Origin of the sequence: Streptomyces albireticuli (assembly GCF_002192455.1) — a bacterium.
Taxonomy (GTDB): Bacteria; Actinomycetota; Actinomycetes; order Streptomycetales; family Streptomycetaceae; genus Streptomyces; species Streptomyces albireticuli_B.
The window spans coordinates 1,263,344-1,280,261 of the sequence record NZ_CP021744.1; the positions used below are offsets into that span (position 1 = coordinate 1,263,344).

At 73.3% G+C, this 16,918-nt stretch carries 15 protein-coding genes; 7 read left to right on the top strand and 8 right to left on the bottom strand.

Annotated elements, in window-relative coordinates:
• Nucleotides 1–122: 122 nt before the first annotated feature.
• The 3 genes from galE to idi all read left to right on the top strand — a co-directional run bounded on the left by galE (nucleotide 123) and on the right by idi (nucleotide 2,879).
• Entirely contained in the window at nucleotides 123–1,112 is a 990-nt protein-coding gene (galE, locus tag SMD11_RS05385; protein ID WP_087925330.1) for a UDP-glucose 4-epimerase GalE, read from the top strand.
• Nucleotides 1,113–1,263: 151 nt separating this feature from the next.
• The gene (locus SMD11_RS05390) at nucleotides 1,264–2,211 is read left to right on the top strand and encodes a cation diffusion facilitator family transporter (protein ID WP_087925331.1); all 948 of its coding nucleotides are present in this window, start codon (nucleotides 1,264–1,266) and stop codon (nucleotides 2,209–2,211) included.
• 56 nt (nucleotides 2,212–2,267) lie between these two features.
• On the top strand, nucleotides 2,268–2,879 hold the full coding sequence (idi, locus tag SMD11_RS05395) for an isopentenyl-diphosphate Delta-isomerase (protein WP_087925332.1): 612 nt from the start codon (nucleotides 2,268–2,270) through the stop codon (nucleotides 2,877–2,879).
• On the opposite strand, the gene SMD11_RS05400 is transcribed toward idi, so the two are convergent.
• Both SMD11_RS05400 and SMD11_RS05405 read right to left on the bottom strand, forming a co-directional pair.
• Entirely contained in the window at nucleotides 2,854–3,354 is a 501-nt protein-coding gene (locus SMD11_RS05400; RefSeq protein WP_087925333.1) for an ATP-binding protein, read from the bottom strand. The genes idi and SMD11_RS05400 overlap by 26 nt on opposite strands.
• Nucleotides 3,355–3,481: 127 nt before the next feature.
• Nucleotides 3,482–4,117 carry an HdeD family acid-resistance protein gene (locus tag SMD11_RS05405; RefSeq protein ID WP_087925334.1) on the bottom strand — a complete coding sequence of 212 codons (636 nt, stop codon included), beginning with the start codon at nucleotides 4,115–4,117 and terminating at the stop codon, nucleotides 3,482–3,484.
• Between the two features lie 75 nt (nucleotides 4,118–4,192).
• Between SMD11_RS05405 and SMD11_RS05410 the strand changes: the two genes are divergently transcribed.
• Nucleotides 4,193–4,948: an enoyl-CoA hydratase/isomerase family protein gene (locus SMD11_RS05410; RefSeq protein ID WP_087925335.1), complete on the top strand. Its 756-nt coding sequence runs from the start codon at nucleotides 4,193–4,195 to the stop codon at nucleotides 4,946–4,948.
• Nucleotides 4,949–4,993: 45 nt separating this feature from the next.
• Here SMD11_RS05410 and SMD11_RS05415 read toward each other — a convergent pair whose 3' ends face one another.
• From SMD11_RS05415 to SMD11_RS05425, 3 genes are all read right to left on the bottom strand, one after another.
• A complete protein-coding gene (locus tag SMD11_RS05415; protein ID WP_087925336.1) occupies nucleotides 4,994–5,692 on the bottom strand; it encodes an ester cyclase in 699 nt (232 codons plus the stop codon).
• 94 nt (nucleotides 5,693–5,786) lie between these two features.
• The gene (locus SMD11_RS05420) at nucleotides 5,787–6,407 is read right to left on the bottom strand and encodes a DJ-1/PfpI family protein (RefSeq protein WP_087925337.1); all 621 of its coding nucleotides are present in this window, start codon (nucleotides 6,405–6,407) and stop codon (nucleotides 5,787–5,789) included.
• Between the two features lie 103 nt (nucleotides 6,408–6,510).
• Nucleotides 6,511–7,482 (bottom strand): GlxA family transcriptional regulator, encoded by a 972-nt coding sequence (locus tag SMD11_RS05425; protein WP_087925338.1) that lies wholly within the window; start codon nucleotides 7,480–7,482, stop codon nucleotides 6,511–6,513.
• Between the two features lie 111 nt (nucleotides 7,483–7,593).
• Between SMD11_RS05425 and SMD11_RS05430 the strand changes: the two genes are divergently transcribed.
• Entirely contained in the window at nucleotides 7,594–8,457 is an 864-nt protein-coding gene (locus SMD11_RS05430; protein ID WP_087925339.1) for an SCO6745 family protein, read from the top strand.
• Between the two features lie 24 nt (nucleotides 8,458–8,481).
• On the opposite strand, the gene SMD11_RS05435 is transcribed toward SMD11_RS05430, so the two are convergent.
• Complete coding sequence (locus tag SMD11_RS05435; RefSeq protein WP_087925340.1) at nucleotides 8,482–9,651, bottom strand: FAD-dependent oxidoreductase; 1,170 nt, start codon at nucleotides 9,649–9,651, stop codon at nucleotides 8,482–8,484.
• A gap of 146 nt (nucleotides 9,652–9,797) precedes the next feature.
• Here SMD11_RS05435 and SMD11_RS05440 point away from each other — a divergent pair, with 146 nt between their 5' ends.
• The gene (locus SMD11_RS05440; RefSeq protein ID WP_087925341.1) at nucleotides 9,798–10,403 is read left to right on the top strand and encodes a TetR/AcrR family transcriptional regulator; all 606 of its coding nucleotides are present in this window, start codon (nucleotides 9,798–9,800) and stop codon (nucleotides 10,401–10,403) included.
• Between the two features lie 95 nt (nucleotides 10,404–10,498).
• Nucleotides 10,499–12,871: a Tex family protein gene (locus tag SMD11_RS05445; RefSeq protein ID WP_087930301.1), complete on the top strand. Its 2,373-nt coding sequence runs from the start codon at nucleotides 10,499–10,501 to the stop codon at nucleotides 12,869–12,871.
• A gap of 279 nt (nucleotides 12,872–13,150) precedes the next feature.
• Here SMD11_RS05445 and SMD11_RS05450 read toward each other — a convergent pair whose 3' ends face one another.
• Nucleotides 13,151–14,788 (bottom strand): ABC-F family ATP-binding cassette domain-containing protein, encoded by a 1,638-nt coding sequence (locus SMD11_RS05450; protein WP_087925342.1) that lies wholly within the window; start codon nucleotides 14,786–14,788, stop codon nucleotides 13,151–13,153.
• Nucleotides 14,789–14,887: 99 nt separating this feature from the next.
• Nucleotides 14,888–16,846 carry a Xaa-Pro dipeptidyl-peptidase gene (locus SMD11_RS05455; RefSeq protein WP_087925343.1) on the bottom strand — a complete coding sequence of 653 codons (1,959 nt, stop codon included), beginning with the start codon at nucleotides 16,844–16,846 and terminating at the stop codon, nucleotides 14,888–14,890.
• Nucleotides 16,847–16,918: the final 72 nt, after the last annotated feature.

Consider the following 16,918-nt stretch of genomic DNA (forward strand, 5'->3'; position numbering starts at 1 on the left):
GCCTTCCCGCCACTGACAGGACGCATGGGACGCCCAGGAGGTTCCGGGCGCACTGGAGTGAAGGGAAGTGAAGAGAAGTGAAGCCGACGGGGCCCTTACCTTGGCTGGATTAGGGTGCCGTTATGACATGGCTGATCACAGGCGGGGCCGGGTACATCGGGGCGCACGTGGCGCGGGCGATGGTGGCGGCGGGGGAGCGGGTCGCCGTGCTGGACGATCTGTCCACCGGCGTGGCCGGGCGGCTGCCCGGCGAGTGCGAGCTGGTGCGGGGCTCGGTCCTGGACCGTGAGGTGCTGGACTCGGCGTTCGCCCGGCTGGGTGTCACGGGTGTGGTGCATCTCGCGGCGAAGAAGCAGGTCGGGGAGTCGGTGGAGAAGCCGCTGCTCTACTACCGGGAGAACATGCACGGGCTGACGGTGCTGCTGGAGGCGGCGGTCGCGGCGAACGTCGGGAGCTTCGTCTTCTCCTCCTCCGCGGCGGTCTACGGCATGCCGGACGTGGACCTCGTCACGGAGAAGACGCCGTGCCTGCCGATGAACCCGTACGGGGAGACCAAGCTGGCCGGCGAGTGGCTGGTCCGGGCCACCGGCTCGGCGTACGGCATGTCCACCGCCTGCCTGCGCTACTTCAACGTGGCGGGGGCGGCCACGCCCGAGCTGGCCGACACCGGGGTCTACAACATCATCCCGATGATGTTCGACCGGCTCGGCCGGGGCGAGAGCCCGCGCATCTTCGGCGACGACTACGCCACCCCCGACGGCACCTGCGTCCGTGACTACATCCACATCGAGGACCTGGCCACGGCCCACCTGGCGGCGGCGCGGCGGCTGGCCGAGCGGCCGGGCTCGGGGGACCTCACGCTGAACGTCGGCACCGGGCACGGGGTGTCCGTCCGCGAGATGGCGGACCTGATCGCGGAGGTCACCGGGCACCACAGCCCCGCGCCCGTCGTCGAGCCACGCCGTCCGGGTGATCCGGCGCGTGTCGTCGCGTCGAACGAACTGATCGCCCGGGAGCTCGGCTGGAGCCCGGCGCACGACGTGCGGGGCATGGTGAGTTCGGCCTGGGAAGGCTGGTGCCACCACCACCCCGGGGCTCGGGTCCCGGCATAACCACAGATCAGCGCGTCGGGGCATCGTCGCAGGTCAGAGCAGATGACAACGGTGTTCAGTGCCGCGTTGCCCCATACCCCCCACCCGTAGTTCACTGAAGCCTCGGCCGGCACCCGCCGGCCGGGGCTCACCGGTTCGGGAGGCGGCATTCATGGGCGCAGGGCACGACCACGGCCATTCGCACGGAGGCCCCCCGCCGGGCGCCGGCGGCACGGCGGCCGCGGCCTACCGGGGCCGGCTGCGGATCGCGCTGGGGATCACCCTCACGGTGCTCGCCGCGGAGATCGTCGGCAGCGCGCTGACGGGTTCGCTGGCGCTGCTCGCCGACGCCGGGCACATGGCGACGGACGCGGTCGGGGTGGGCATGGCGCTGGTGGCGATCCACTTCGCCAACCGCCCGGCCGGCGGTCGCCGGACGTACGGCTACGCCCGCGCCGAGATCCTGGCGGCGCTGCTGAACTGTCTGCTGCTGCTCGGTGTGGGCGGCTTCATCCTCGTCGAGGCGATCGAGCGGCTGGCGAACCCCACCGAGGTGCCGGGCGGCATGACCGTGGTCTTCGGTCTGGTGGGTGTGGTCGCCAATCTGATCTCCCTGGGCCTGCTGATGCGGGGGCAGAAGGAGAGCCTCAATGTGCGCGGGGCGTTCCTGGAGGTCCTCTCGGACGCGCTGGGCTCGCTGGCCGTGGTGGTCTCGGCGCTGGTGATCATGGCGACGGGCTGGACACAGGCGGACCCGGTCGCCTCGCTGCTGATCGGCCTGATGATCGTCCCGCGGACGGTCAAGCTGTTCCGGGAGGCGCTGGACGTCCTGCTGGAGGCGGCCCCGAGGAACGTCGACATAGACGAGATCCGGTCACACATCATGGCGCTGCCCGGCGTGGAGGACCTGCACGACCTGCATGTGTGGACGATCACATCCGGGATGCCCGTCCTGTCGGCGCACGTGGTCGTCGACCACGCGGCGCTGGACTCGGTCGGCCACGAGAAAATGCTGCACGACCTGCAAGGCTGCCTCGGCGAGCACTTCGACGTGGAGCACTGCACCTTCCAGCTGGAGCCCGGTGGCCACGCGGAGCACGAGGCCAGACTCTGTCATTGACGCCGGGCCGCGGTACGGCAGACTTGAGGGTCGACGACCGACAACGAGGATGGTCAATGCCGAGCACACCCGCCAAGGGCCTCTCCACCGACGACGCAGCGGTTCCCACCCCCGCCGGCACAGCCGAACCGATCATGCTGGAACTGGTCGACGAGACCGGCAGAACCATCGGCACCGCCGAGAAGCTGTCCGCCCACATCGCGCCGGGCAAGCTGCACCGGGCCTTCTCGGTCTTCCTCTTCGACGACGCGGGGCGGCTGCTGCTCCAGCGCCGGGCGCTGGGGAAGTACCACTCCCCCGGTGTGTGGTCGAACACCTGCTGCGGCCACCCCTACCCGGACGAGCCGCCCTTCGTCGCCGCCGCCCGCCGGACGGGTGAGGAGCTCGGTGTCGCGCCCACGCTGATGCGCGAGGCCGGCACGGTGCGGTACAACCACCCGGACCCCGCGTCCGGCCTGGTCGAGCAGGAGTACAACCACCTCTTCGTCGGGACCGTGGGCGGCGCGCTGCGCCCGGACCCGGAGGAGGTCGAGGAGACGGCCTTCGTGACCCCGGCCGAGCTGGACGCGCTGCGGGAGAAGTTCACCTTCTCGGCGTGGTTCATGGACGTCCTGGACACCGCGCGGCCCGTGGTGCGTGAGATCACCGGGGACGCGGCGGGCTGGTAGCCGGAGCGCCGAGCGGCAGGGCGGCCCACACCACCTTGCCGCCGCTCGCGGTGTGCTCCACGTCGCACAGGCCGCCGGCCTCGTCCGAGATGGCCTTGACCAGCAGCAGCCCCCGGCCGCCGATCTGGTCCTCGCCGGCCTCCAGGGGCTTGGGCCGGTAGGGGTGGTCGTCCTCGACGGCCACCCGCACCCAGTCCGGGCCGAGGGAGACCTCCACGGACACCTCCGGGGAGAGCAGCGCCGCGTGCCGCACGGCGTTGGTGACGAGCTCGGAGACGATCAGCAGCAGCCCCTGGAGCAGGTCCTCGCCCAGCGCCACCCGCTGGTGCCGGAGCAGGTCGCGGACCGCGTGCCGGGCCCGGGGCACGGAGGAGTCCAGCGCGGGAGCCGTGAACCGCCAGGCGCCGTCGAACTCGATCGGTCTGCGGGGCGGGGCCTGTCCCGGTTCGGGCGGGACGCTCCCGAGGATTTCCATGTCCGATACCAACCCCTCACCCTGGTCGACCGCACCCTTGAGTGTTGGGAACCTGAGGGTCCGCACCGGCAGGCTGAACAGAAGTCAGCTTCTATCGACGGGATTTGATCGCGTGCGTATGCCACGGTCACTCACGCGACTGTTCCTGGCCACCCTGGTCGTTGCTCGCTGAACGATCCGGAACATTTGATTCCGTCACCAGGTTGACGACGCGCCGCCCGCCGACCCCCAGCGCGATCAGACCGAGCCCGTCGAAGAGCAGGGCGAGCGAGATGAACGTGCCGATGACGTAGAGGCTGCTGTGCGGCCAGTCACCCAGCACCAGGATGCCCAGCAGCAGCCCGAACGCACCCTGGAGCAGCGTCCAGCCGAACTGCGGCCCGCGCACCACCATGCTGCCCACCAGCCGGAAGACACCGCCGGTGAGGAAGAGCAGGGCCGCGAACATCGTCAGCGCCTCGGCGGCCACCTCCGGCCGCCGGATCACCACCACGCCGGCGGCCATGTTCAGCGCGGCGACCACCACGCCGAGCCAGAAGAAGCTGCTCTCCCTCGACTGGACCGCGTGCAGCAGGCCGACGAGCCCGCCGATCAGCAGCAGCCAGCCGAAGAGGATCATCGTGGTGAGGGTCGCGAAACCCACGTAGACCAGGCCCACCAGCCCCGCGAGGACCAGCACGCCACCCAGCAGCGCCAGCACCCCGAAGCCCCGGTGGAGCCTGCGGCTGCCCGGGTCCCGCGCCCGCCGCGTGCCCTTGGACATGAGCGCCTCCTCGTAGCGCCCCCCGCTTGATCATCAGGACGGATCGCCCCCACCCTTCCCGGATAGCATCCGGCCATGGAGCCCGCACTGCATCTCGACGTCACCGACGCCACCGCCACCGTCCGCATCGCCAACCCCGCCAAGCGGAACGCCATGACCACGGCCATGTGGCGGGCCCTGCCCCCGCTCCTGGAGCGCTGCGCGGCCGACCCGGCGGTCCGGGTGCTGGTGCTGACCGGCGAGGGCGACACCTTCTGCGCGGGCGCGGACATCTCCACGCTCACCGACGGCCCCGACGCCTCCCGCGACCTGGCGGTCGCCGCCGAGGAGGCCCTCGCCGCCTTCCCCAAGCCGACGGTCGCCGCCGTGCGCGGCTACTGCGTGGGCGGCGGCTGCCAGCTCGCGGCGGCGTGCGACCTGCGCTTCGCCGCCGAGGGGGCGTCCTTCGGGATCACCCCGGCCAAGCTGGGGATCGTCTACGCGGCCTCGTCCACCCGGCGGCTGGTCGAGCTGGTCGGCCCGGCGACGGCCAAATACCTGCTGTTCTCGGCCGAATTGATCGACACCGGGCGGGCGCTGCGCACGGGCCTGGTGGACGAGGTGTGGCCGGCGGAGGCGCTCGACAAGAGGGTGGCGGAGTTCGCGGCGGTGCTCGCCTCGCGGTCCCAGCTCACGCAGGTGGCGGCGAAGGAGTTCGCGGCGGCGCCCCTGGCGGGGACGGACCGGCTGGCGCACTGGGAGGCGCAGGGGCGGGGCAGCGGGGAGGCGGCGGAGGGGGTCTCGGCGTTCCTGGAGCGGCGGGCTCCGCGCTTCGGGTGGACGGTGGGCTGAGGCCGCGCGGCGGGGCGGGCCGGCCGGCCCGCCCCGGGGTTCCGCTCAGAGCTGCACGACGTCCAGCGCGCGCAGCAGGCTCAGCAGGTCGTACGTCCACCACCCCTCGCAGATCCTCCCGTCGCGGAACGAGAAGACGGTCACGCCCTCCATCTCGCCCACCCGCCCCGTGGGCGCGAGGCCCATGAAGTCGCCGTGGTGGGTGCCGCGCCACGTCCAGCGCGTGGCGACCCGGTCGCCCTCGGCCGTCTGGTCGTGGAGGGTGAAGCCGAAGTCGAACGCCGCCCGCCAGCCGGCGACGTCCTGCTTGACGACGTCGGAACCGACGGTGGTGTCCTGCGTCTTCGCGATGTCGTGGTCGCGGTAATCGGTGGTGAACAGCTCGTCGACGAGGGCGAGGTCGCCGCCGACGGCTATGTCCTCGAAGAACCGGCGGACCGTCGTCTTGTTGAGCTGCTCGTCCCGGACCACGTCGAGATCGGTGAAGGTCGGCATGCCGTCGCAGAGGGCGACCATCTCCTCGAAGACGCGGTTGGTCTCCGGCAGGCCGGAGTTCCTCATCGCGTCCTCGTAGGACGGGAACTCTACGATCTCCACGTAGTGGTCGCTCCGGGCGCGGTCCCGGCCGACGACCGAGTGGGTGGCGGTGCGCCTGCCCTCGGTCAGCTCCAGCCACCGGTCCATGAGCCGGTCCATGTCGTCGTATCTACGGGTCGTGCAGTCGATCAGCTGTAGGAATGCCATGACGCCTCCCGGGAGACATGTCCATTTTATGTCCCGGGAGGCGCCATGGGCGCGGTGGTCCGGACCCCCGTACCGGACCACCGCGGGCCGGGGATCACACCGTGGCGCGCCATTCGGCGACGATGTCGGCCGGGGCCTTCTCCGGCGAGCCTGCGTCGTACGGCGGCTGCGGGTCGTACTCGATGAGCAGCTGCACGCTCTGGGCGGCGCGGTCGCCCGCGATGCGGCCCAGGAGCGTCAGCCCCATGTCGATGCCGGAGGAGACACCGGCGGAGGTGACGTACTTGCCGTCCGTGACCACCCGCTCCCCCGTCGGCTCGGCCCCGAAGGAGGCCAGCGTCTCCAGGGCCAGCCAGTGCGAGGTGGCGCGGCGGCCCTTGAGCAGCCCGGCGGCGCCGAGGACCAGGGAGCCGGTGCACACCGACGTCGTCCACGTCGACGTCGCGTCGACCGCGCGCAGCCACTCCTGGACCGCGCCGGGCGCCATCACGCCGCTGGTGTCGGCCCCGCCGGGCACGACGACGATGTCGGGCCGGGTGACCTCGGTCAGGGCGGCCTCGGCGACGAGGGCGAGGTTGTCGGACTCGTTGCGCACGGGCCCGGGGTGCTCGGCGACGAGGACGGTCTCGGCGCCGGGGAGGCGGCTGAGCGTGTCGAACGGGCCTATGGCGTCGAGGGCGGTGAATCCCGGGTAGAGCAGGATGGCGATCTGCACGGCATCCCTTTCGGTCGGATCGGATCGAGCCGGATCGGATCAGGTCGGGCCAGGTCAGGCCGGAAAGGTCATGAGGGCCCGTTCCCGGGCGGTGCGGCCGGCGTCAGGCCGTCAGCAGCGTGAGGGGCCGGAAGCGCCGCCGGTACTCCGCGGGCGCGGTGCCGAGCGTCCGGACGAAGGCCCGGCGCATGGCCTCCGGCGTGCCGTAGCCGCAGGCGCGGGAGACCTCCTCGACGCCGTCGGTGGTGTCCTCCAGGAGCCGGCGCGCGGCCTCCAGGCGGATCCGGTCGACGTAGCGGCCGGGCGTCATGCCGACCTCGCTGCGGAAGGCGCGGGCGAAGTGCCGGGGCGAGAGGTTGGCGCGGGCCGCGAGGGCCTCCACGGACAGGTCACCGTCGGGGTGCTCGGCGATCCACTGCTGGACGTCCCGCAGCGGTCTGCGGTGGGCGCTCTGGGCGGCGAGCTGGGCGCTGAACTGGGCCTGGTTGCCGGGTCTGCGCAGGAAGACGACGAGACCGCGGGCGACGGCGAGGGCGAGGTCCCGGCCCAGGTCCTCCTCGACGAGGGCGAGCGCGAGGTCGATACCGGCCGTGACGCCCGCCGAGGTGGCGACCTTGCCGTCGCGTACGTATATGGGGTCGGGCTCCACGCGCACGGCCGGGTGCCGGTGGGCCAGCGTCTCGCAGAAGGCCCAGTGGGTGGTGACGCGGCGGCCGTCGAGCAGCCCGGCCCCGGCGAGCACGAACGTCCCGGTGCACACGGAGACCAGCCGCTCGGCCTCCGGACCCCGCTCGCGGAGCCACGCGTAGAGGCCGGGGTCCAGGTCGTGGACGCCCTCGCCGCCGGGGACGAGCAGGGTGTGCGGGGTCTCCGCGTCGGTGAGCGCGAGGTCGGGCGTCAGCATCAGGCCGCTGCTGGTACGGACGGGCCCGCCGTCGAGCGTCGCGGTGCGCACCTCGTACGCCGGCTCGCCGGTCACCACCCGAGGTGTGTCGAACACTTCGAGCGGGCCGGTGACATCGAGACTCTGGACGCCCTCGAAGAGGACGATGAGCACGGTGCGACAGGGCGTCATGGGACCATCCTGACCGCGCCCCCGGAACAGCCGCAATGACGGATACCCCACCTTTCCTGCCATCGCGCCGCCCCCCTTCCCGCCATACCAACCAGTCGGTAGCGTGCGGCCATGACCACTCTCCCGCCGCGGGCCGGCCGTCGCTGTCACAACTTCCTCAACCCCCTGCACTCCACGGTGTACTTCTCCCCCGACCTCCTCACGGAGATGGCCGCGATCGGTGTGGCGGACCGGCGCGGCGCCTACTTCGCGTCACGGGCGGCCGCCCTCGGCCGGGTGGGCGCGGGCGCGGTCACCGCGACGTTCTACGGCTTCGCGCCCTCGCTGGTCGCCCGGCACGTCCCGGCCGTCTGGGACACCGCCGCGCCGGAGACGGTCCTCCCGGCCCGGCTGCGCGCCGTCGACAGCACCCTGCGCAGGCTGCTCGGCGACGACGCCGTGACCTCGGCGGACATGGCCGAGGCCGCGGAGCTGGCCCTGCGCGCCGCCGAGGCCTGCTCCCCCGCCGCCCGCCCGCTGTACGCGGCCCACGCCGGTCTGCCCGTGCCGGAGGCGCCGCACCTGGCCTTCTGGCACGCCGCCACCCTGCTGCGCGAGCACCGCGGCGACGGACACCTGACGGCGCTGCTGCGGGCCGGGCTCGACCCCGTGGAGTCGCTCCTCAGCCACCAGGCGAGCGGCCACGGGATGAGCCCGAAGTGGGTCCTCGCCACGCGCGGCTGGAGCGAGGAGGAGCTGACCGCGGGACAGGAGCGGCTGCGCGGGCGGGGGTTGCTGGCCGCCGACGGGGAGCTGACGGAGGAGGGGCTCGGGCTGCGCAAGGATCTGGAGGACGAGACGGACCGCCTGGACGCGGCCCCGTACGAGCACCTGGGCGCGGCGGGCGTGGCCCGGCTCACGGAGCTGGCCGGTGGCTTCGCGGCGGCGGCGTTCGCGGCGGGCGCCTTCCCGGCGGACCTGGTCGGCAAGGGCTGACGCGACTCCGCGGGGTGGCGGCGCTCAGCCGGTGCGAGCGGGGCGCGGGTCGGGCAGGGTGCCGTCCGGCCAGAGGCTGTCGGGGAAGACGGCCTCGTCGGAGTCGGTGTCGGGCAGGAGGGTGGCGAGCATCCGCCGGGCCGCCCTCGCATTGTCGGCGGCGCGGGGCAGCATGACGCTTTCGTAGGAGTCGAGGGCCTCGTCGACGGTGGGGTGGTCGATGACGGCCCGGGCGAGTTCGGCGCCGTCGAGCAGGGCGAGGTTGGCGCCGACGCCGGCGGGCGGCATCAGGTGGGCGGCGTCGCCGAGCAGGGTGACGCCGGGGACGCGCTGCCAGGAGTGGGGCACGGGGAGGACGAACATGGGGCGGTCGATGAAGCCGCCCTCGTTGTCGCGCAGGATGTCCAGCAGGCTCTCGTGCCAGCCCTGGTACCGGGCGAGGAGGCGGGCGCGTACGGCTTCGGTGTCCGCGAGGTCGAGGCCGGCGTGCCAGTCCTGGGGGCCGCGGAAGGTGATGTAGGCGCGGACGTGCCCGTCACTGTTGCGTTGCAGCACCAGGCTGTGGCCGCCCGCCTTGGCCGACATGGTGCCGCGGCCGACCAGGCGGGCGATGCCGGGGTGCCGGCGGTCGACATCGTCGAAGCGGGCCTCCACCATCGTGACGCCGGCGTAGGAGGGCTGGGCGTCGGAGAGCGCGGGGCGTACCCGGGACCAGGCGCCGTCGGCGCCGACGACCAGGTCGAACTCCTCGGTGGTGCGGTCGTGGTGGTGCAGGCGGGCGGTGCCGCGGGGCAGTGGGGTGACGGCCCTTACGGAGTGGCCCCAGCGGACCGTGCCGGGGGTGAGGGAGTCCAGCAGGAGCGTGCGCAGCCGGCCGCGGTCGATCTCGGGCCTGCTCAGGTCGTCCTCGTCGGCCCGGTCGTGGCGTATCAGGGTCGCGTGGCGGTCGTACAGGCGCCACTCCTGGCCTTCGGGCCGGGACAGGGCGAGGAATCGGTCGAACAGTCCGGCCGCGCGCAGGGCGGCCTGGCCGGTGTCCGCGTCGATGTCGAGGGTGCCGCCCTGCGCGCGGGAGCGGGGGCCGGTGTCCCGCTCGAAGACCGTGACCGGCGCGCCGTGCCGCTGGAGGACGCGCGCGCAGACGAGGCCGCCGAGGCCGGCGCCGGCGATCGCGATGCGAGGGGTGGTGGACATGAGGGGCACGCTCCGTTCGACGGTGGAAGAGGGTGCGGTGCTGGTGTCCGGTCCACAGAAGCACAGTCGATCCAAACGTACAACCGCTCCGACTTTTTATCGGATCGCCTTTACGATCGAATCCCCTCAAGGGGTAGGGTGGGAGCATGGCCGAGACAACGACAGGGCGCCGCGAACGCAAGAAGGCGCTGACCAGGCAGGCCCTGGCGGACGCCGCGGTGCGGCTGTTCACCGAGCGCGGCTTCGACGACGTCGGGGTACGTGAGGTGGCGGAAGCGGCCGACGTCTCGCTGAGCACGCTCTTCAAGCACTTCCCCAGCAAGGAAGCCCTCGTCTTCGACCTGGACGCGGACATCGAGAGCGCCCTGGTCGCCGCCGTTCGCGACCGGGCCCCCGGTCAGCCCGTGCTGCACGCCCTGCGCGACCACATGGTGCGCAGCCGTACCGCCGTGCGGACCGACGACCCCGTGTTCGTCCTCGTCGAATCCACCCCCGCGCTGCGGGACTACGCCCGGCGCATGTGGTCACGCCACGAGCGGACACTGGCCGCCGTCCTCGCCGAGGCCACCGGACTCGCCCCGGAGGACCCCGCCGTCACCGGCCTGGCACGCTTCGCCCTGGAAGTCCCCGCCCTCGCCCGCGCGAGCGAGGACCCGGCCCGCACCACACACGACGTGTTCACCCTGCTGGAACACGGCTGGGCCGCCACCCCTCTGGCGCGACAGGAGGACCGCCCCGGCCGGGACGGGTGACCGCCGGGCCCGGCGCCCCGCGGGTGGCGGGCCGCGCTGTCGGCGGCACCTGCCACAATGCAGACCGCAGCTCGAAGAGAAAGCGGAGCGTGATCGTGACGGCATCTGGGGCGTCGATCGAAGGCAGGATCGCCGAGGAACTCGGTGTGCGGGAGCGGCAGGTGAAGGCGGCGGTCGACCTGCTCGACAGCGGGTCCACCGTGCCCTTCATCGCGCGCTACCGCAAGGAAGCGACCGAGATGCTCGACGACGCGCAGCTGCGCACGCTCGAGGAGCGGCTGCGCTATCTGCGGGAGCTGGAGGACCGGCGGACGGCGGTCCTGGAGTCGGTGCGCTCCCAGGGCAAGCTGGACGAGGCGCTGGAGGCGCGGATCCTCGCCGCCGACTCCAAGGCCCGCCTGGAGGACATCTACCTCCCCTTCAAGCCCAAGCGGCGCACCAAGGCGCAGATCGCCCGCGAGGCCGGTCTGGAGCCGCTCGCGGACGGCCTGCTGCGCGACCCCGGCGTGGAGCCGGCGGCCGCCGCGGCGGCCTTCGTCGACCCGGCGAAGGGCGTGGCGGACGCGGCCGCGGCCCTGGAGGGCGCCCGCGCCGTCCTCACCGAGCGGTTCGGCGAGGACGCCGACCTGATCGGCGAGCTGCGCGAGCGCATGTGGACGCGCGGCCGGGTCGCGGCGAAGGTGCGCGAGGGCAAGGAGGAGGCGGGCGCCAAGTTCGCCGACTACTTCGACTTCGCCGAGCCCTTCACCGAGCTGCCCTCGCACCGGGTGCTGGCCATGCTCCGCGGCGAGAAGGAGGAGGTCCTCGACCTCACCCTGGAGCCCGAGGAGCCCCCGGCCGACGGCGCGGCCGCCGGCCCGAGCTCGTACGAGCTGGCGGTGGCCCGCCGCTTCGGCATCGCGGACCGCGGCCGCCCGGCGGACAAGTGGCTGGGCGACACCGTGCGCTGGGCCTGGCGCACCCGGATCCTCGTCCACCTCGGCATCGACCTCCGGCTGCGGCTGCGGCAGGCCGCCGAGGACGAGGCCGTCCGGGTCTTCGCCGCCAACCTCCGGGACCTGCTGCTCGCGGCCCCGGCCGGGACGCGCGCCACGATGGGCCTCGACCCCGGGTTCCGTACGGGCGTGAAGGTCGCCGTCGTCGACGCCACCGGCAAGGTGTCCGCCACCGAGACGATCTACCCGCACGTCCCGCAGAACAAGTGGGACGCCTCGCTGGCCACCCTGGCCCGGCTGGCCCGGGAGCACGGCGTCGAGCTGATCGCGATCGGCAACGGCACGGCCTCCCGCGAGACGGACAAGCTCGCGACGGACCTGATCGCCCGCCATCCGGAGCTGAAGCTCACGAAGGTGATGGTGTCCGAGGCCGGCGCCTCGGTCTACTCCGCCTCCGCGTTCGCCTCGCAGGAGCTGCCCGGTCTGGACGTCTCGCTGCGCGGCGCGGTCTCCATCGCGCGCCGTCTCCAGGACCCGCTCGCCGAGCTGGTGAAGATCGACCCCAAGTCGATCGGCGTCGGCCAGTACCAGCACGACCTGTCCGAGGTGAAGCTCTCCCGCTCCCTCGACGCGGTCGTGGAGGACTGCGTCAACGGCGTGGGCGTCGACGTCAACACCGCGTCCGCGCCCCTGCTCTCGCGGGTCTCGGGCATCAGCTCCGGCCTCGCCGAGAACATCGTCGCCCACCGCGACGCCAACGGCCCCTTCCGGTCCCGCCGCGCGCTCAAGGACGTCTCCCGGCTCGGCCCCAAGGCGTACGAGCAGTGCGCCGGCTTCCTGCGCATCCGCGGCGGCGACGACCCGCTGGACGCGTCCAGCGTCCACCCCGAGGCGTATCCCGTGGTGCGGGCGATGGTGAAGTCGACGGGCGGCGAGGTCGCGGCGCTCATCGGCAACACCTCCGTGCTCCGCTCGCTGCGCCCGGAGACCTTCGTCGACGACTCCTTCGGCCTGCCGACCGTCACCGACATCCTCCGCGAGCTGGAGAAGCCGGGCCGCGACCCGCGCCCGGCGTTCCGGACGGCGACGTTCAAGGACGGCGTGGAGAAGATCGGCGACCTGACGCCGGGGATGATCCTGGAGGGCGTCGTCACCAATGTCGCCGCGTTCGGCGCCTTCGTCGACGTGGGTGTGCACCAGGACGGGCTCGTGCACGTCTCGGCGATGTCGAAGACGTTCGTGAAGGACCCCCGGGACGTGGTGAAGCCGGGGGACATCGTGCGGGTGAAGGTGATGGACGTCGACATCCCGCGCAAGCGGATCTCGCTGACGCTGCGGCTGGAGGACGGGGCGCCTTCCGGTGGGGGGCCGCAGGAGCGGGCGGACCGTGGGGACCGTGGGGGTCAGCGGCGGGGTGGTACGCCGCGGCCGCGGCGGGCGGAGGCTCCACGTGGGGCTGCGGCTCCGGCGAACGACGCGATGGCGGACGCGTTGCGGCGGGCGGGGCTGCTGGGCGGGCCGAAGGGGAAGTAGCCGCTGCGCGGGGCTTTTTCCCCAGCCCCGCCCCTTCCCGCTGCATCCGATGTGCGGCTCCGCCGCGTGCGGGGCTCCGCCCCGGACCCCGGTCCTCGAACTCCCCCAGCTACCGCTGGGAGGTGCCCCCGGACGGGCTGAAATCAGCCCGTCCGGCGCTTGAGGACACCGCGCGTCAGCGCGGCCGGGGGCCTGGGGGCGAAGCCCCCAGTCACGGGAAGGGGCGGGTAGGGGAAAAAGCCGCCCGCAGGGCTCTCAGCTCGCCCTCAGGCCCGTACGTCAGCGTTCCGTCACCCGCCCCGCCGCGACCTCGATCCGGCGAGTCGTCCGCACAGCGTCCAGCATCCGCCGGTCGTGCGTCACCAGCAGCAACGTCCCGTCGTACGAGTCCAGGGCCGACTCCAGCTGCTCGATCGCCGGCAGGTCGAGATGGTTCGTGGGCTCGTCCAGGACGAGGAGGTTGACTCCCCGGGCCTGGAGGAGGGCCAGGGCCGCGCGGGTGCGCTCGCCCGGGGAGAGGGTCTCGGCCCGGCGCAGCACGTGTGCCGCCTTCAGGCCGAACTTGGCGAGCAGGGTGCGGACGTCCGCGGGCTCCAGCTCGGGGACGGCCGCCCCGAAGGCGTCCAGCAGGGTGTCCGTGCCGAGGAACAGGCCGCGCGCCTGGTCGACCTCGCCGACGACGACGCCGGGGCCCAGGGCCGCGGCGCCCGCGTCCAGCGGCAGCCGGCCGAGCAGGGCGGCGAGCAGGGTGGACTTGCCGGAGCCGTTGACCCCGGTGATGGCGACCCGGTCCGCCCAGTCGATCTGGAGGTCGACGGGGCCGAAGGCGAAGGAGCCGCGGCGCACCTCGGCGCCGCGCAGGGTGGCCACGACCGCCCCGGAGCGCGGCGCGGCGGCGATCTCCATGCGCAGCTCCCACTCCTTGCGGGGCTCCTCGACGACGTCCAGGCGCTCGATGAGCCGCTCCGTCTGCCGGGCCTTGGCCGCCTGCTTCTCCGTCGACTCGGCGCGCAGCTTGCGGCCGATCTTGTCGTTGTCGGTGGCCTTGCGGCGGGCGTTGCGGACGCCCTTCTCCATCCAGTTCCGCTGGGTGTTCGCGCGGGACTCCAGGGCGGCGCGGGTGTCGGCGTACTGCTCGTACTCCTCGCGGGCGTGCCGGCGGGCGGTCTCGCGCTCCTCCAGATAGGCGTCGTAGCCGCCGCCGTAGAGGGTGATCTGCTGCTGGGCGAGGTCGAGTTCGAGGACCTTGTCGACGGTGCGGGCGAGGAACTCGCGGTCGTGGCTGACCAGGACCGTGCCGGCGCGCAGGCCGGTGACGAAGCTCTCCAGGCGGGCGAGGCCCTCCAGGTCGAGGTCGTTGGTGGGCTCGTCGAGCAGGAAGACGTCGTAGCGGCTGAGGAGCAGGGAGGCGAGGCCGGCGCGGGCGGCCTGGCCGCCGGAGAGGCTGGTCATGTGCCGGTCGAGGTCGACGGTGAGGCCCAGGGAGGCGGTGACCTCCTCGGCGCGCTCGTCCAGGTCGGCGCCGCCGAGGGCGAGCCAGCGGTCGAGCCCGAGGGCGTACGCGTCGTCCGCGCCCGGGGCGCCGTCGACGAGGGCCTGGGTGGCGGCGTCGAGCGCGGCCTGGGCCTCGGCGACGCCGGTGCGGCGGGCGAGGAAGGCGCGGACCGTCTCGCCGGGGCGGCGCTCGGGCTCCTGGGGCAGGTGGCCGACGTTCGCCGTGGGCGGGCTGAGCCGGAGCGTGCCCTCCTCGGGGGTGTCCAGGCCGGCCAGCAGCCGCAGCAGGGTGGACTTGCCGGCGCCGTTGGCGCCGACCAGGCCGATGACGTCGCCGGGGGCGACGACGAGGTCGAGGCCGGCGAAGAGGGTGCGGTCACCGTGCCCTGCGGCGAGGTCCTTGGCGACGAGAGTGGTGCTCATATCCCCTCGACTCTAGCCGCTGGAGGGGACGGTTCCGTACCGGATTTCCGTGGGGTGGCCCCGCCCCGGCGGGGCGGGGCCACCGAGGGGCGGAAGAGGTCAGCGGGTGCCGGCGGGGAGGTGGTCGAGGCCGGCCGGGGGCCGGATGCCGGGCCGCGGTGTGCCGGTGGGGGGCGCGGGCCGTTCCGTGGCCCGGTGGTCACCGGCGGTGGCGCGGGCGAAGGCCGCGTAGCCGCCGACGAGGGGCAGCCGGGCGGTGGTGCCGCGCAGGTCCACCGTGACGCGCGGGGTGGTGGAGGCGGGCTCGATGAGACCCGCGTCCGTGCCGGCGACGATCAGGGCCAGCCGGTGGCCGGCGGGGACGACGTGGTCGGTGGCGGCGAGGTCGAGGGAGATCCTGTAGGGCTTGCCGGGGGTGACGGGCCGTGCGGGGGCGGGGTCGGCGTAGTGGCCGAGGTCGGCCCAGCCGCGGCTGAAGACGGTGTGGCCGACCTGTTCCTTGTCGGCCTCGGTCCGCTTGAAGCAGCCGGTGTCCTGCGGGGTGCCGCTGCCCCAGCAGCTGCGGTCGTCGAGGGTGAGGATGCCCTCGCCGCGTGCCGCGTAGTCGCGGACGGTGGCGGGGCCGAGGTCGACGAGGACGGCGGAGAGGTGGGCGGAGGCGGTGGACGGGGTGACGGTCAGGTCGACGCGCGAGGAGCCGGAGAGCCGCAGGTCGCGGGTGAGCGGCGGGGTGACGAAGCCGGTCTTGCCGGGGGTCGGCTCGTCGATCCGGGTGGCCCAGTCGTGCTCGTTCAGCTTGGGGTCGTCGGTGAACGCGGCGGTGGCGCCGCGCGGCGCGGGGGCGAGGCCGAGGGTGCCGACGCCGGTCACGGGGCCCTCGGCGGGGCGCAGGGCGGTGGTCCGGGTGCCGCCGGGCGGCCAGACGCGGTCGGTGGACCACTGGTCGGGGGCGCGCTCGATGTCCGCCATCGGTTCGCGATCGACGCCGTTGTCGTAGCCGAGGAGGTAGTGGTCGAACCAGCGGTGCAGGGTGGGGACCCAGGCCTCGCGGCGGAAGTCGAAGGGGTCGACGTGGCCGGTCTGGGAGAGCCAGATCTTGCGCTCGACGCCTTCCTCGGCGAGCGCGTCCCACCACTGGCCGAAATGCTTGGTGCGGACGTTGAGGTCCTGCATGCCGTGCACGACGAACACGCTGGCGCGGACGTTCCCGGCGTCGGGGACGTAGTCGCGGGCGTCCCACTGCGGCGTCCGGTCGCCGTTGCGCGGCGCCCCTTCGGCCAGCGCGCGCTTGACGGCCTTGCAGCGGCCGAGCGCCTCGGGGCTCTCGACGCGGGTGGCGAGGCCGTCGGGGCCGCCGTCGTAGAGGGCGGCGCCCTTGGCGAAGTAGTAGTCGTACCAGGAGCTGATCGCCCCGATCGGGACGATGGTCTTCAGGCCCTCGACCCCGGTGGCGGCGACGCCGTTGGCGACGGTGCCGTCGTAGCTCTTGCCGATCATGCCGACGGCGCCGGTGGTCCAGGACGCCTCGGCGGTGTCCTGGCCGGTGCGGGTGCGGTAGCCGTGGGCGCGGCCGTTCAGCCAGTCGACGACGGACTTCGCGGACTGGACGTCGGAGCGGCCGCCGATGTCCACGCAGCCGTCGGAACGGTTCGTTCCGGCAAGGTCGACGAGGACGACCGCGTAACCGCGCGGTACGAAGTAGTTGTCGTAGTACAGGGGGAACTGTACGGGGGCGCCTTGCGCGTCGTAGGTCTTCTTCTGTCCCTCGTTGCCCCGCCCGCAACAGGAGTAGTAGGGGCTGGCGTCCATGATGACCGGGACGCGGCGGCCCTGCTCGGCGGCCTCCCGGGGGCGGACGATGTCGACGGCGACGCGGTCGGTGCGGCCGTCGCCGTCACCGTCGACCCGGGTGTCGACCCAGACGGACTCACGGACGGCACGGTCGTACGAATAGACGGGTCTGCTCACGCCGTTCGAGCCGCCTCGCTCGGCCGCGGCGTTCGCCGTGCTCGCCGCCGGGGGCAGCAGAACGGCCGTCAGGGCGGCCAGCACCGCCATGACGAGGGGGGTCCAGGGTATGCGGGTGTCCCGCGGGTGTCTACGCACGGCCGGACGGTAGCGCGGCCCAAC

Bases quoted from the DNA above. Each gene is read 5' to 3' on its own strand.
- SMD11_RS05455 (WP_087925343.1), bottom strand. From the start codon at position 16,846: ATGGCGGTGCTGGCCGCCCTGACGGCCGTTCTGCTGCCCCCGGCGGCG.
- SMD11_RS05405 (WP_087925334.1), bottom strand. From the start codon at position 4,117: ATGTCCAAGGGCACGCGGCGGGCGCGGGACCCGGGCAGCCGCAGGCTC.
- SMD11_RS05415 (WP_087925336.1), bottom strand. From the start codon at position 5,692: ATGGCATTCCTACAGCTGATCGACTGCACGACCCGTAGATACGACGAC.
- SMD11_RS05425 (WP_087925338.1), bottom strand. From the start codon at position 7,482: ATGACGCCCTGTCGCACCGTGCTCATCGTCCTCTTCGAGGGCGTCCAG.
- SMD11_RS05410 (WP_087925335.1), top strand. From the start codon at position 4,193: ATGGAGCCCGCACTGCATCTCGACGTCACCGACGCCACCGCCACCGTC.
- SMD11_RS05440 (WP_087925341.1), top strand. From the start codon at position 9,798: ATGGCCGAGACAACGACAGGGCGCCGCGAACGCAAGAAGGCGCTGACC.
- galE (WP_087925330.1), top strand. From the start codon at position 123: ATGACATGGCTGATCACAGGCGGGGCCGGGTACATCGGGGCGCACGTG.
- SMD11_RS05450 (WP_087925342.1), bottom strand. From the start codon at position 14,788: ATGAGCACCACTCTCGTCGCCAAGGACCTCGCCGCAGGGCACGGTGAC.
- idi (WP_087925332.1), top strand. From the start codon at position 2,268: ATGCCGAGCACACCCGCCAAGGGCCTCTCCACCGACGACGCAGCGGTT.
- SMD11_RS05390 (WP_087925331.1), top strand. From the start codon at position 1,264: ATGGGCGCAGGGCACGACCACGGCCATTCGCACGGAGGCCCCCCGCCG.
- SMD11_RS05435 (WP_087925340.1), bottom strand. From the start codon at position 9,651: ATGTCCACCACCCCTCGCATCGCGATCGCCGGCGCCGGCCTCGGCGGC.
- SMD11_RS05400 (WP_087925333.1), bottom strand. From the start codon at position 3,354: ATGGAAATCCTCGGGAGCGTCCCGCCCGAACCGGGACAGGCCCCGCCC.
- SMD11_RS05430 (WP_087925339.1), top strand. From the start codon at position 7,594: ATGACCACTCTCCCGCCGCGGGCCGGCCGTCGCTGTCACAACTTCCTC.